At 33.4% G+C, this 14,593-nt stretch carries 12 protein-coding genes and 2 pseudogenes; 2 read left to right on the top strand and 12 right to left on the bottom strand.

Features of this window, described 5'->3' with window-relative positions; genetic code table 11:
• Window positions 1-215 precede the first annotated feature (215 nt).
• The 11 genes from IDG45_RS10290 to lspA all read right to left on the bottom strand — a co-directional run bounded on the left by IDG45_RS10290 (window position 216) and on the right by lspA (window position 12,201).
• Window positions 216-428, bottom strand: coding sequence for a hypothetical protein (locus tag IDG45_RS10290; protein WP_000998559.1), 213 nt, complete (start codon window positions 426-428; stop codon window positions 216-218).
• 29 nt (window positions 429-457) lie between these two features.
• A complete protein-coding gene (gene pyrE, locus IDG45_RS10285; protein ID WP_001040248.1) occupies window positions 458-1,069 on the bottom strand; it encodes an orotate phosphoribosyltransferase in 612 nt (203 codons plus the stop codon).
• The gene (gene pyrF, locus IDG45_RS10280) at window positions 1,069-1,761 is read right to left on the bottom strand and encodes an orotidine-5'-phosphate decarboxylase (protein ID WP_000654063.1); all 693 of its coding nucleotides are present in this window, start codon (window positions 1,759-1,761) and stop codon (window positions 1,069-1,071) included. Before pyrF ends, pyrE begins: the two co-directional genes overlap by 1 nt.
• 109 nt (window positions 1,762-1,870) lie before the next feature.
• Complete coding sequence (gene carB, locus IDG45_RS10275; RefSeq protein ID WP_001126255.1) at window positions 1,871-5,044, bottom strand: carbamoyl-phosphate synthase large subunit; 3,174 nt, start codon at window positions 5,042-5,044, stop codon at window positions 1,871-1,873.
• Window positions 5,037-6,137, bottom strand: a complete 1,101-nt coding sequence (locus IDG45_RS10270; protein ID WP_001190913.1) for a carbamoyl phosphate synthase small subunit — start codon at window positions 6,135-6,137, stop codon at window positions 5,037-5,039. Before IDG45_RS10270 ends, carB begins: the two co-directional genes overlap by 8 nt.
• A gap of 1 nt (window position 6,138) precedes the next feature.
• Window positions 6,139-7,413 carry a dihydroorotase gene (gene pyrC / locus IDG45_RS10265; protein WP_000767035.1) on the bottom strand — a complete coding sequence of 425 codons (1,275 nt, stop codon included), beginning with the start codon at window positions 7,411-7,413 and terminating at the stop codon, window positions 6,139-6,141.
• 17 nt (window positions 7,414-7,430) lie between these two features.
• Window positions 7,431-8,312 carry an aspartate carbamoyltransferase catalytic subunit gene (locus IDG45_RS10260; RefSeq protein ID WP_001016169.1) on the bottom strand — a complete coding sequence of 294 codons (882 nt, stop codon included), beginning with the start codon at window positions 8,310-8,312 and terminating at the stop codon, window positions 7,431-7,433.
• Window positions 8,313-8,339: 27 nt separating this feature from the next.
• Window positions 8,340-9,647 carry a uracil-xanthine permease family protein gene (locus tag IDG45_RS10255; protein ID WP_001178613.1) on the bottom strand — a complete coding sequence of 436 codons (1,308 nt, stop codon included), beginning with the start codon at window positions 9,645-9,647 and terminating at the stop codon, window positions 8,340-8,342.
• 217 nt (window positions 9,648-9,864) lie between these two features.
• Window positions 9,865-10,392: a bifunctional pyr operon transcriptional regulator/uracil phosphoribosyltransferase PyrR gene (pyrR, locus tag IDG45_RS10250; protein ID WP_000003870.1), complete on the bottom strand. Its 528-nt coding sequence runs from the start codon at window positions 10,390-10,392 to the stop codon at window positions 9,865-9,867.
• Between the two features lie 400 nt (window positions 10,393-10,792).
• Window positions 10,793-11,710 carry an RluA family pseudouridine synthase gene (locus tag IDG45_RS10245; RefSeq protein WP_000451299.1) on the bottom strand — a complete coding sequence of 306 codons (918 nt, stop codon included), beginning with the start codon at window positions 11,708-11,710 and terminating at the stop codon, window positions 10,793-10,795.
• Window positions 11,710-12,201 (bottom strand): signal peptidase II, encoded by a 492-nt coding sequence (gene lspA / locus IDG45_RS10240; protein ID WP_000549208.1) that lies wholly within the window; start codon window positions 12,199-12,201, stop codon window positions 11,710-11,712. Before lspA ends, IDG45_RS10245 begins: the two co-directional genes overlap by 1 nt.
• A gap of 558 nt (window positions 12,202-12,759) precedes the next feature.
• Between lspA and IDG45_RS10235 the strand changes: the two are divergent.
• Window positions 12,760-13,011, top strand: a pseudogene (locus tag IDG45_RS10235) (IS3 family transposase); the annotation flags it as partial.
• Between the two features lie 2 nt (window positions 13,012-13,013).
• A pseudogene (locus IDG45_RS10225) lies at window positions 13,014-13,723 on the top strand (transposase); the annotation flags it as partial.
• A gap of 60 nt (window positions 13,724-13,783) precedes the next feature.
• On the opposite strand, the gene IDG45_RS10220 reads toward IDG45_RS10225, so the two are convergent.
• Window positions 13,784-14,581, bottom strand: coding sequence for a VOC family protein (locus IDG45_RS10220; RefSeq protein WP_000274850.1), 798 nt, complete (start codon window positions 14,579-14,581; stop codon window positions 13,784-13,786).
• Window positions 14,582-14,593: the final 12 nt, after the last annotated feature.

Raw genomic sequence — 14,593 nt, 5'->3', positions numbered from 1 at the left:
TTACACATAGGCGCACTTGTCTCCTTTAGTTTGGGTTTGGTCACTTTAAATTATAGAGGCAATTGCGCTTTTTGTGTATTAAAAAAAGCAGGAAGTTTTACCTTCCCACCATAAAAGATGAAGAACCATTTTTTATATAATAAAAGCTATAGTGTTTGTAATATTCGGATGCGGTTAAGCAGCCCCTGATATTAAACACTATAGCTTTTTTGTTTTTAAATTTGTCCTTGTTTACGTAATATATCCTTTACATGTTTAAATAAATCATCATTATGATTTATAGTTGTTTTATTTTTTATATGTTTTTGCTTCGTTGAACTTTCGTCGACATCGTGACTACTAGATAGATTGGAATCATTTGAATGATTGATAAATTCGTTACAATGTTTTATCTTCCCATATAAATCATTAGATGTTTTGTCATTCATTTGTTGAATTCCTCCTTCTAGTGTCTATATTATGCTAAGTTGTCTCTCCATTCAACTAATGTTTGGATATCTTCACTAGAAATTTTACCTTCATTTTCAGCCACTTCAATTAATTCATTATAATCACTTAAAGTGTAAAAAGGTAGTTGAATATTGCTAAATGTATCATCTGCTTTTTTCAAACCGTAAGTAAAGATAGCTACAACACCTAATACTTCTGCACCTGCTTGTTTTAAGGCTTCAACTGCTGTGACTGAAGATCCCCCTGTCGAAATTAAATCTTCTATCACAACTACTTTTTTACCTTCACTTTTAGCACCTTCAATTTGATTTTGCTTACCATGACTCTTATTTGATGAACGAACATAATTCATTGGTAATTTTAATTTTTCAGCAATAAAAGCTGCATGTGGAATACCAGCTGTTGCAGTACCAGAAATAACTTCTACTTCAGGAAAGTGTTCTTTAATTAAGTTAATTAAACCATCGCGGATTGCGCCTCGAACTAAAGGATAACCTAACGTAACACGGTTATCACAGTAAATCGGTGATTTAATACCTGAACTCCATGTATATAAATCATTTGGTGATAATGTTACAGCTTCAATATCTAATAATGATTTTGCAATTTCTTTAGCCATTATACTAACCAACTTTCTTTAATTTTATGATAACTTTCGACTGGATTGTCACTTTGTGTAATCGGTCTACCGACTACAATATGCGTCGAACCAAGCTGTCTTGCTTCTTCCGGTGTCGTAATACGGTGTTGGTCATCTTGAGATGCCCCTTTAGGTCTAATGCCTGGTGTTACTTTTAAAAATGATGCACCTAACTTTTCAGTCAACATACGACTTTCAAGAGGTGAACAAACAACGCCATCTAAACCAGCTGCATTTGCTAACTTGGCATAATTTAAAACGGCCTCTTCAATCGATGTTTGTATATTTTGTTCGTGTCGTAACATGTCTTCTGTTGTTGACGTAAGCTGTGTTACTGCAATAATTTTTGTATGTTGATTATGTTTTCTTAATCCTTTAATGGCCTCAGACATCATTTTTACGCCACCAGCAGCATGAACATTTACCAGATCAACATTCAATTTAGCTAGTCCTTCCATCGCCTTACCAACTGTATTAGGAATATCATGCAGTTTTAAATCTAAAAATACATCATGGCCTCTTTCTTTTATCTCATTAATTAATTGAGGACCTTCTTGATAAAAAAGTTCCATACCTACTTTTACGAATAATGATTCATCAAATAAATCTAAAAATTGATTTACTTTTTCTTTTGATTCAAAATCTAATGCAATAATTGGTAAATCTTTCATCATATATGTCTCCCTTTACGTTAAGAAATTCATTAAAATAATGAGGCTGTAATATAAACTTCTTTAAGTAAATGGTTAATTACAGCCCCACCGATACAGTTTGATTGATTTACATTTGACGCATTGTAAATGTCATACTTTCAATTACATTCGTTAAGGCATTAGCTGTATCTAAAGATGTCAAACATGGAATACCATTTTCAACTGTAGTACGTCTAATTTGGAAGCCATCTCTTTCTACTTCTTTACCTTTAGTCATTGTATTTATAACGATTTGAACATCACCATTTTGAATACGTGTTAATAAATCATTTTCGCCACCAATTTTGCCTACTACTTCTGCAGGTATGTCATACTCAGCTAATTTATTAGCTGTTCCAGACGTTGCTAAAATTTTATAGCCAACTTCATTTAAGCGTTGTGCCAATTTAACAACTTCCTCTTTATCTTTGTCACTGACGGTCATTAATACTGTACCGTGATCTTTAACTTCAACACCACTACCTGTTAACCCTTTGAATAACGCCTTTTCTAATGTTGTATCTTTCCCCATTACTTCACCTGTAGACTTCATTTCAGGTCCTAAAGTAATATCAACATTTTTCAATTTATTAAAACTAAATACCGGTGCTTTCACAAATACACCCTCAGCATATGGTTGAACCCCTTCTTGATAACCCATATCTGTTAGTTTTTCCCCAATGATTGCTCGCATAGCTAATTGTGCCATTGGAATATCAGTAATTTTACTTAAGAATGGTACCGTTCTACTAGAACGTGGATTTACTTCTAAAACATACACACCATCGTGAGCTATAACGAATTGAATGTTGATTAAGCCAATGATGTTTAAACCTTTAGCTAATTTTATAGTATAGTCCTCAAGCGTTGCTAACTCGTCTTCTGTCAAAGTTTGTGGCGGATATACAGCGATTGAGTCACCACTATGCACACCAGCACGTTCAATATGTTCCATAATTCCTGGAATAATGACCGTTTCTCCATCACAAATCGCATCAACTTCAATTTCTTTACCAGTTAAATATCTATCGACTAATACCGGATGTTCCGGACTCGCTTTTACAGCCTGGGTCATATAGTTTTCTAACTCTTTGTCATTGTCTACAATTTCCATTGCGCGACCACCTAATACATAAGAAGGTCTGACTACAACCGGATATCCGATTTCTGCAGCATTCGCTAATGCTTCCTCAGGTGATGTAGCTGTTTTCCCTTGTGGCTGTGGTACGTTAATTTTTCTTAATAGTGCTTCAAATTCTTTTCTATCTTCAGCACGATTTAGATTTTCTAGTGAAGTACCAAGTATTTTAACACCATGTTTAGCCAATTTGTCTGCTAAATTAATCGCTGTTTGTCCTCCAAATTGTACAACGACACCTTTAGGTTTTTCTAAATTAATGATATTCATCACATCTTCTTCAGTTAAAGGTTCAAAGTATAATTTGTCAGAAATTGAGAAGTCTGTTGATACTGTTTCTGGATTGTTATTCACAATTATCGCTTCGTACCCTGCTTTTTGAATTGCCCAAACGGCGTGAACTGTCGCATAGTCAAATTCTACACCTTGGCCGATTCGAATTGGTCCAGAGCCTAATACTAAGATTTTTTCTTTGTCAGTAATTATGGATTCATTTTCAGTTTCATATGTACCATAATAATATGGTGTTGAAGATTCAAATTCAGCTGCGCAAGTATCAACCATCTTGTAAACAGGTTTAATATCATTTTCCATACGCAATTGATATACTTCTTCCTCCGTCATATTAAAGCGATGCGCTATTGTTTTATCACTAAATCCATAATCTTTTGCATATTTAAGATATTCTAAATCACCTTGATGCTCTTTTAATTGATGCTCAATATCAATAATGTTTTGGAACTTGTGTAAGAAGAAGTAATCTATCTGAGTCATATTATGAATTTCTTCTAATGTTGTGCCTCTTCTAATTGCTTCGCCGATGAAAAATAATCGTTCATCATCTTGGTGTGAAATACGTTCTTTAATATAATCAAGATCGAAGCTTTCACCATTTGGTAATCCTAAGTGATGCACACCATACTCAAGTGATCGAATTGCTTTTAACAATGATTCTTCGTAAGTTCGACCAATGGCCATAACTTCACCTGTTGCTTTCATTTGTGTGCCAAGCTCTCGTTCTCCTTTTTCAAATTTATCAAAAGGAAATCTTGGTATTTTTGAAATCACATAGTCTAAAGTTGGTTCAAACGCTGCATAAGATGTTCCTGTAATTGGATTTAACATTTCATCTAATGTTAGACCAACCGCGATTTTAGCTGCTAATTTTGCAATAGGATATCCTGTTGCTTTTGAAGCTAACGCTGATGAACGTGATACACGCGGATTTACTTCTATAATATAATAATCGAATGAATGCGGATCTAATGCTAATTGAACATTACAACCACCTTCGATACCTAAAGCTCGAATAACTTTTAATGAAACATCACGTAACATTTGATACTCAACATCTGATAATGTTTGGCTAGGAGCTACAACAATTGAATCGCCTGTATGAATACCAACTGGATCAATATTTTCCATGTTACATACAACGATGGCATTATCGTTTTTATCACGCATTACTTCGTATTCGATTTCTTTAAAACCTGCGATAGATTTTTCTAATAAACATTGCGTTGCTGGACTATAATGAAGACCATTTGAGACGATTTCATGTAATTCTTCATCATTATGACAAATACCGCCTCCGGTACCACCCATCGTAAATGCTGGTCTAACAATTAGCGGGTATCCCACTTGCTCTTTGAATTTAAAGGCTTGCTCTACTGTATTTACAATGTCACTCTCTGGCACAGGAACGTTTAAATCATTCATTAATGTTCTAAACATTTCACGGTCTTCTGCTTGTTGAATTGATGTTAGCTCAGTTCCTAATAATTGGACGTTATTATCTTGAAGCACACCACTTTCGTGTAGTTGAATCGCCATGTTTAAACCTGTTTGACCACCTAAAGTTGGAAGTAAAGCGTCAGGTTGCTCTTTACGTATAATTCGCGCTATAAAATCATGAGTTAACGGTTCGATATATACTTTATCCGCAATTTCCTTATCAGTCATGATTGTCGCTGGATTTGAATTTACAAGAATAACTCGGTATCCCTCTTCTTTTAAAGCTAGACATGCTTGTGTTCCAGCATAATCAAATTCAGCTGCTTGACCTATGATAATTGGCCCAGACCCTATTACTAATATTGTTTTGATATCATTACGTTTAGGCATTGATATGACGCTCCTTTTCCTTAAAATTAGTCATCATTGCTACAAAATCATCAAATAGATAGTTTGAATCTGACGGTCCTGGATTTGCTTCAGGATGGTATTGAACAGAAAATGCTGGTAATGTTTTATGTTTTAAACCTTCTACAGTACCATCATTTAATGCAAGATGAGTAACTTCTAAATCAGTACTTTTTAACGAATCTATATCTATTGCATATCCATGGTTTTGACTCGTAATATCAACTTTTCCAGTCTCTAAATTTTTAACTGGATGGTTCGCACCACGATGACCAAACTTCATTTTAAATGAGCTTGCTCCTTGAGATAATGCAAAAAGTTGATGTCCTAGACAGATACCAAAGAACGGAATTTTCCCTAAAATTCCTTGAATCATTGGAATCGCACATTCTACAACTTCAGGATTACCTGGTCCGTTTGATAGCATAACGCCATCTGGAGCCATTGCTAAAATTTCTTCGGCAGTAGTTGTATATGGTACAACTGTGACGTTACAACCTCTGACGTTTAATTCTCGAACAATATTTTGCTTCTTACCAAAGTCTACAAGTACGACACTTAGATCCTTACCTGTCGAAACATACGGTGTTTTAGTCGAAACGATTTCTACTTCGTTTTTAGGTAATTCTACTTGTTGTAAATGTTTGACAAGTTGATCAATATCTTCTTTTCGATCAGTAAAACCAGCTTTTAACACACCGTGTTGTCGAATTTTACGCGTAATACTTCTTGTATCAACACCTGCAATCCCTGGAATTTGATGCAATTCTAAAACGTCATGAAGTGTCTTTTGTTGTCTAAAATTACTTGGATGCGCACTCGCTTCTTTCACTACAATACCGTTTAATGTAGGTACTAATGATTCAAAATCGTCTCTATTGATACCATAATTACCGATTAATGGATACGTAAAAGTAATGATCTGACCTGTATATGATGGATCTGAAATAGTTTCTTGATAACCTGTCATCGCTGTATTAAATACAATTTCTCCTACAGTTAAGTTATCAGATCCTAAACGGTAGCCTTCGTAAAAAGAACCGTCTTCTAACACTAGATAACGTTTGCTTTGCATATTATTTATCCCCCTCAAATTTAACTTCGCCTTCAACCATTGTTAAGATTGGATTTCCATAAACTTTATAGCCGATAAATGGTGTATTATCTGCTTTTGATAAGAAATCTTCACCTTTAATTTCTTGTTCACTATCTAAATCAATGATTGTTAAATCTGCATAACCATTTTCTTTTAATGTGCCGTATTCTAAATTAAATGTCTCACATGGTTTAATTGTTAAGTAATCTACTAATTGTTGTAATGTCCAATCACCATTTTTTACAAAATGCGTATATAATAATGGGAATGCTGTTTCACTACCAACAATTCCGAATGGTGCTTTTTCCATTGGTTGTGCTTTTTCATCACGTGCATGTGGTGCATGGTCTGTTGCGATACAGTCAATTGTACCGTCTAGTAACCCTTCTAACAAAGCCTCTCTATCTTCAGTACTTCTCAATGGTGGATTCATTTTATAAATGGCATTGTTACCAGGAATATCATCTTCTGTTAACAATAAATGGTGTGGTGTAACTTCAGCTGTAACATGAATGCCTGCGCGTTTAGCATCACGAATGACTCTAACACTTTCTTTAGTAGAAACATGACACACATGATAATGACAACCTGCTGCTTCAGCTAATAGTACATCTCTTGCGATTTGAACAGATTCACAAATGTTTGGAATACCCGGTATACCTAACTCTTTACTGCGTTTCCCTTCATGCATTGCACCACCATAGATTAATGAGTTATCTTCACAGTGTGCTACGATGGCTTTGTTTACTTTTGCAGCTTCAATCATGCCTTCATACATCATGCTTGCAGTTTGTACTCCTACACCGTCATCTGTAAACGCAAAGGCACCTTCTTTTACTAGTGCTGGGAAATCAACCAATTCTTTACCTAATTGACGTGTTGTAATTGAAGCATAAGGTAATACACGTACTTGAGCATTGTCATCGATTAATTTTTGTAAAGCTTCAAAATGTTCTACAGAATCTGGTACCGGTCTTGTATTAGGCATTGGACATACAGTTGTAAATCCACCTCTAGCAGCAGCTTTAGTACCAGTTTCAATTGTCTCTTTATATTCACCACCAGGTTCGCGTAAATGAACATGAACATCGACAAATCCAGGTGACACAAAGTGACCTTTCGCATCTATGATGTCAACACCATTGCTTGGTTCAATTGTAGGTGCAATTTGTTTAATTACCTTACCATCAATTAAAATATCTGCTTGTTGTAATTCGCCATTTTGTAATACTTTACCGTTTTTAATTAATTTCATCATTTTCGTCCCCTTACCTATTTTAATAATTCATCAATGACTGCCATTCTTAAGTAAACGCCATTTTCCATTTGCTTAAAAATTCTTGATTTTGAAGCTTCTACTAAATCGCTTTGTATTTCTACTCCTCTATTCACAGGTGCCGGATGCATAACAATAGCATGTTCTTGTAATTTGTTATAGCGCACTTCATTTAAGCCATGCTTTTGATGATAATCATCTGCTGCAAATCTAGTTTCTTCTGCAAGCCCATGTCTTTCATGTTGAATTCTTAATAACATAACTATATCTACTGTTTCTATAACATCATCTATATTTACATAAGGTGCTTCTAAAGAATCATCAATCCAAGCATTTGGGCTATTAAACATTACATTTGCACCTAATGCTTTTAAACTATGGTAATTACTACGTGCGACACGTGAATTTTTAATGTCTCCACAAATCAATACATTCAAGCCTTCAAAATATCCATATTCTTCATATATCGTCATTAAATCAAGCAAACTTTGTGTTGGATGTTGTCCACTACCATCACCAGCATTCGCAATTGGGATGTTAATATTCTCTAATTTTTCATAGTAGTTATTAAACGGATGTCTAATGACTAATAAATCACAGCCAATACTTTCTAAAGTTTTACATGTGTCATATAAAGATTCACCTTTTGAAACAGATGATGTTGATGTTTCAAAGCTAATCGTTTTTAACCCTAGCTTAAGTTCTGCCATTTCAAAACTACATTTTGTTCGAGTAGAATTTTCAAAGAATAAATTTGCGACATATTTCCCTTCAAAGTTTGGTAGTTGACGTTCACCAGATTTAAATTGACTTGCCTTTTGGATAAGTTTGTATATTTGATCTGTAGATAAATGTTCCATTGATAATAAATGATTCATAAAAGCGCCCTCCTTAATTTGTAAATCTTAATTGTTTTGTTTTTTCTCTTTAGGTAAGATTAAGTTCAAAATAATTCCTGAAAGTGCAGCTAATGCCATCCCCTCAATTTGAAGGTTGATACCAATTTCTTTTAAGTTAAATACTAAATTACCGATACCTACAACTAAAATTACTGAAGCTATAACTAAATTTCGATTATTCGCAAAATCTACTTTGCTTTCAACTAACATTCTTAAGCCACTTGCTGCAATAATACCGAAAAGTAATATAGATACTCCTCCCATAACTGGTGTAGGTATAGAAGAAATTAATGCAGTGAACTTACCAATGAATGCTAAAACAATTGCTATAACTGCCGCACCACCAATGACGTAAATACTGTATATTCTGGTAATCGCTAATACACCGATATTTTCACCATATGTTGTACTTGGTGGTCCACCAATAATACTGGCAAACATTGTAGAAACACCATCACCAATGATTGATTTATCAAGTCCTGGCTTTTCAAAGAAGTTTCTACCTACGATTTTATTCAGTACCATTTGGTGCCCAATATGTTCACTTACTGTTACAAACACAATCGGAATCATTACAAGTACAAGTCCTAAGTGAAATGAAGGTACATAATCTTTAAATGGCAGATAAATATGAGGGAAATCTATCCATTTTGCTGACATAATTGCATCAAATTTCACAATCCCCATAAAAATCGCTACCACATAACCTACGATAATACCTACAAGTACTGGAATTAAAGATAGGAATCCTTTAAAAAATCCTTGAACGGCTATTGTTACAAGCAAGGTTATCATTGCAACAATTAAGAAACTGATATTGTAACCTTTCATATCTCCAGGATTTTCATACATTGCCATATTGACTGCAGTAGGCGCTAAGCTTAAACCAATTACCATGATGACTGGTCCTACAACAACTGGTGGTAATAATTTCATTAACCATGCTGTCCCACTTAATTTGATTAGAATCCCAATGATGACGTACATAACACCACTCATGAATAATGCTACAAGCATGTCTCCTAAGCTATGCGTACTTAATCCCGTGATAATTGGTGTGATAAATGCAAAGCTAGATCCCAAGTATGCTGGTATTTGCGCCTTCGTTATTAAGATATAAAGTAATGTACCGATTCCCGAAGCTAGTAACGCTGCGGATATTGGTAATCCTGTTAAGAATGGTACTAGTACTGTTGCGCCAAACATCGCAAATAAATGTTGTAAGCTTAAAAATGCCCATTGCGCTGGTTGTGGTTTTTCATTTACATCTAGTACAGGTTTTACTGTTCGTTCAAACATTTCATCATTTTGCATAATATTCATTTCCTCCGATAATAAAAAAATCTCTTTACATCAGTATATGTAAAGAGACAAAAAGTGTGACAAGTTGCTACAAGTCATTTTCGTCCGTAGAAATTGACTTATAGTTGTCGAACATGAGGGTATTATTAGATAAACAAGCATATGAAAACTTATTTATCATTCAACTCCCCCACCTTTTTCAGTCTCTCGTACTGAATTAAAAGGGGTATTATTTAATTATAACTGCATTTCTTTGATCCATTTCTTCTAAATAGACACTTACCGTTTCCTCTTTAGAAGTAGGTATATTTTTACCAACAAAATCTGCTCGAATTGGTAACTCACGATGTCCTCGATCAACCAAAGCAGCTAAACCAATTTTAATAGGTCTAGCATTTAGCAAAATAGCATCAAGTGAAGCACGAACCGTTCGACCAGTATACAGCACATCGTCAATAATGATGACTACTTTATCTGTAATATCTGTGTCAATGTCTATTGCGTCTTTTGTCGTAAGTGATGACATGTGCTCTATATCATCTCTAAAGTATGTAATATCAATTGTTCCTGTAGGTATACGTTGTTGCTCAATTTGATGAATTTTATCTTGTATACGATTTGCTAAATATTCACCTCTTGTTTTGATACCTAAAAGAATTAAATTATCAGTACCTTTGTTATACTCCAAAATTTCATGAGCGATTCTCGTTACTGTACGTTGTATTGCGGCATCATCCATTATGATACGTTCAGACATATTCTCACCCTTTCAAAATTTAGAAACAAAAAACCTCATGTCTTTAATATCGACATGAGGTTTAGTATATACAATCAGCCTATTTACATAGAAGAATCGTAGTATTACTACTTATTCTTGCATATGTGAAAGTGTTATGATTCATTTTAGTATATATCTATATTTTCATGTCTTTGACGTCTCTCTGGACGCTCAATTAAAGACTCTTTATGTTGTACTTAAACTGTTATAAGGATAATACTAATCAGGCGCTTTGTCAATCTATATTGAAAAATTAACCATTCTCAGTAAAAATGTTAACCTTAATCTATTTTATAATGTGTTTTCATTTTTAAAAAAAGAAAACGATAAATACTTATAGTTTACATAATAATGTTATCGTAATTATAGCACGACACAATTATGCATCTCTTTTTCGAATTGTATCTAATAAATCTTCAAAGTCTTGTGGTAATTCAGCATGTCTTTCAATATATTCACCTGTTACTGGATGTTCGAATCCAATAAGTCCAGCATGTAGAGCTTGACCACCAATATCCAATGTCTTTTTCGGTCCATACTTTGGATCACCAACTAATGGGAAGCCAATATATTTCATGTGCACACGGATTTGATGCGTACGTCCTGTTTCAAGTTGACATTCAACAAGCGTATAATCTTTAAAATGTTCTAGTACGTTAAAATGTGTCACTGCTTCCTTACCATCATCAACAACAGCCATAGATTGACGATCATTTTTGTTTCTACCAATTGGCGCATCGATTGTACCGTAATCATGAGGAATATTCCCGTGAACTAAAGCGATATATTTTCTTTTAACAGATTTATCCATTAATTGTTCTACAAGCCCACGATGAGCAATATCATTTTTAGCAACCATTAATAAACCAGAAGTATCCATATCTATACGGTGAACAATACCTGGACGAATTTCTCCATTAATACCCGATAAATCTTTAATTTGATACATTAAACCATTAACTAATGTATTGGTATAATGACCTGGTGATGGATGAACTACCATGCCTTTCGGTTTATATACAACTGCAACGTCATCATCTTCATAATAAATATCTAAATTTAAATTTTCAGGTAGAATGTCAGCTTCAACCACTTCTTTTTCAGTGACAACTATATGATCATTAAGTTTCACTTTATAATTAGATTTAACAACTTTATCGTTTGCAACGACTAAACCTGCTTTAATCCAATCTTGTATCTGGTTACGAGACCAATCACTATTTAATTCAGGCAGCAACTTATCTACACGCATACCTGTTTGTTCTTTATCTGTAATGTTAAATTCATAAGTCTCCATTACTTAACCTCCTTCTCCTTTTTATTGGAAGTATCCTTTAATAAGGCAATAATAATTAATATTACACCAATTGTTAAACTTGAATCTGCGATATTAAATATTGGAAAATCATAACCAAAAATATTTGTATCAATAAAGTCAACAACTTCTCCTGTTAAAACTCTATCAATAAAGTTTCCAAGTGCACCTGCAAAAAGTAAACTAATAGCAACTTGCATAAACAAATTATATTGAGCATCTTTAATAAAGAAATATACTAAGGCTATTAATATAATAATGGTAATAATAAAGAAAAATGTCATTTTTCCACTCAATATTCCCCATGCAGCACCATTATTTCGATGTGATGTTATGTTTAAAAAGTGCGGTATCACTTCAAATGAATCTCCAATTTTCATTGTAGTAGCTATAATATATTTAGTAACTTGGTCAAATATAACGACAAATACTGCTATTAAAATGGAAGTGCCAATAAAATATTTTTTGTGCATTTTCGTTCCTCCAATCAATCGTCCATAAGACAACTCTTTATATTATAGCTTACACCTGCTAATAAAAAAAGTAAGCATATTACATTAAATCTAATGTTACTAACTCAATACTTGATAAACTACTATGTTTTGACATTAAATATGAACTTAATTATTCATTTATCATATTTAAGATGACATTAAAAATTATGAAAGCAGCCTGGGACATAAATCCCTAAAAAAACAGCAGTAAGATATTTTCTAATTAAAAATTATCTTACTGCTGTTCTCTATTTATACAATACTTCGTATTGAATGGCTTCGCTATGCCCATCTGGCACATTACTGTAAAATTCTATAAATAGAATTTTTGATGATGGGTCCCTTCCTAGGGTGCCGTCTCAGCCTCGGTCTTCGACTGGCACTGCTCCCTCAGGAGTCTCGCCATTAATACTACGTATTAACATGTAATTTTACTTTTAAATACTTTAAAAAAATAAGACATGAATCATCTACACTTAATTGGACAAATTCTATGAGAATAGATATTGTTAATTTAAGAAAGTAGGCTATTTTATTATGACAAGAGAAAAAGGATCATTTAGTTCAGAGTTTAAGTTACAAATGGTTAGATTATATGAAAATGGTAAGCCTAGGAATGAAATTATACACGAGTATGATTTAACACCTTCGGCATTAGGAAAATGGATAAAGCAACATCAAAACACGGGTACATTCAATCAACAAGATAACTTATCAGATGAAGAAAAAGAGCTGATTAAATTACGTAAAGAAGTTCAACATTTAAAAATGGAGAACGATATTTTAAAGTAAGCAGCGCTGATCATGATGCAACTTTTATGAGAATGAAGGAAGACCATATGAAAAATGGCCAACTTAAGCCAGGATACAATTTACAAATAGCGACAAATTCTCAATTTGTTTTATCCTATGACCTATTTCAAAACCCGACAGATACTAGAACTTTAATTCCATTTTTAACACTCAAAATTGAAAATATGACGAACTTAATGATGAATTTATATGTCCTAATAACAAAAGAATAGGTTTTAAAGGATATGCATACCGTAATGATAGATATGGTTTTAAACGTGACTTCAAACTATATGAATGTGATGACTGTTCATCATGTTCTTTGAGACATCAATGCATGAAGCCAAATTCGAAATCCAATAAGAAAATTATGAAGAATTATAATTGGGAATTCTTTAAAGCCCAAATTAATCAAAAGCTTTCTGAACCAGAAACGAAAAAAATCTATAGTCAAAGAAAAATTGATGTAGAGCCTGTTTTTGGATTTATGAAGGCTATTTTGGGTTTCACTCGAATGTCAGTTCGAGGAATAAATAAAGTTAAACGAGAGCTAGGTTTTGTATTAATGGCACTTAATATAAGGAAAATAACAGCTCAACGAGCTGTACATTATAAAATACATATCAAAAAAGCTGATTTCTATCAAATAATTAATAGAAATCAGCTTTTTACATTGCCTAAGAACTTAATGTCTCAAGCTCCTTCATAGCTTGTATAAAAAGATCATTAAAAACGATTCATTATATGGTTCGTCCATTCAAAGTATATACTAATCTTCAACTTCGATATGATTAAAGCGATAATAGATACCATCCGGACCTTGTAAATTTAAATGTGTTGTTTCAGGATAATGAAAGTCAACAATTGCTAATCCATACGTATCAAAATTTTCTACACGTTTCGTTGCTGATACCCAATCATTCATGGCCAAATGTTGATAATAGCCATTCGATGCTAAAAATATTGAATAATCATCCATATATGCCGATTGCTCTAATCCAAAATAATCGAGGTAGTAGTCTTTTACCTCTGATAAATGAATTGTCTTAATATGCAACGCACCTATAATAGCGTCATCTGGAATACCTAACCATAACAATTTTGTTGCATGACTCACTAATCTCGGTACATTTAATGGTCTAATATCAATTTTTACTAAATCATTTTGCCTCGTCCATTGCGCTTCGTCTTTATCAACATAAAATTTAAAACCGTTTCCTTCCGGGTCTTCAAAAAATAATGATAACGAAGCAGGCTGTATACCTCCGTTAACTGGAATATCATATTCGCTTAAATGAATTAGTAAATTAGCTAAATCACTAATTTGAGGTAGTTTAATTGCGATATGAAACAGTCCCGCTTCTGACATTAAAGGTTCACGTCCATTTTGTAATTCAACAAGTGTAATGACATGATTATTTTGACCTACTTCATATTGTATCGATGTTAATGTCTCATTTATAATATTTAATCCTAATACGTCCTCATAAAATGGCTTTAATTCATTCTTATCTCTTACATTTAAAGTGATACCATTTACAAAGTTTGCGTTACTGTTATGATACATTCAATTAACTCC

The organism is Staphylococcus sp. EG-SA-10 (assembly GCF_017151945.1).
GTDB classification, from domain to species: Bacteria; Bacillota; Bacilli; order Staphylococcales; family Staphylococcaceae; genus Staphylococcus; species Staphylococcus aureus.
The sequence above is the reverse complement of the archived record's forward strand: the minus strand, read 5'-3'. Positions and strand labels throughout refer to the sequence as shown.

Excerpts from the sequence above, each read along its gene's own strand:
- IDG45_RS10290 (WP_000998559.1), bottom strand. The coding sequence starts at position 428 with ATGAATGACAAAACATCTAATGATTTATATGGGAAGATAAAACATTGT.
- pyrE (WP_001040248.1), bottom strand. The coding sequence starts at position 1,069 with ATGGCTAAAGAAATTGCAAAATCATTATTAGATATTGAAGCTGTAACA.
- pyrF (WP_000654063.1), bottom strand. The coding sequence starts at position 1,761 with ATGAAAGATTTACCAATTATTGCATTAGATTTTGAATCAAAAGAAAAA.
- carB (WP_001126255.1), bottom strand. The coding sequence starts at position 5,044 with ATGCCTAAACGTAATGATATCAAAACAATATTAGTAATAGGGTCTGGG.
- IDG45_RS10270 (WP_001190913.1), bottom strand. The coding sequence starts at position 6,137 with ATGCAAAGCAAACGTTATCTAGTGTTAGAAGACGGTTCTTTTTACGAA.
- pyrC (WP_000767035.1), bottom strand. The coding sequence starts at position 7,413 with ATGAAATTAATTAAAAACGGTAAAGTATTACAAAATGGCGAATTACAA.
- IDG45_RS10260 (WP_001016169.1), bottom strand. The coding sequence starts at position 8,312 with ATGAATCATTTATTATCAATGGAACATTTATCTACAGATCAAATATAC.
- IDG45_RS10255 (WP_001178613.1), bottom strand. The coding sequence starts at position 9,647 with ATGCAAAATGATGAAATGTTTGAACGAACAGTAAAACCTGTACTAGAT.
- pyrR (WP_000003870.1), bottom strand. The coding sequence starts at position 10,392 with ATGTCTGAACGTATCATAATGGATGATGCCGCAATACAACGTACAGTA.
- IDG45_RS10245 (WP_000451299.1), bottom strand. The coding sequence starts at position 11,710 with ATGGAGACTTATGAATTTAACATTACAGATAAAGAACAAACAGGTATG.
- lspA (WP_000549208.1), bottom strand. The coding sequence starts at position 12,201 with ATGCACAAAAAATATTTTATTGGCACTTCCATTTTAATAGCAGTATTT.
- IDG45_RS10220 (WP_000274850.1), bottom strand. The coding sequence starts at position 14,581 with ATGTATCATAACAGTAACGCAAACTTTGTAAATGGTATCACTTTAAAT.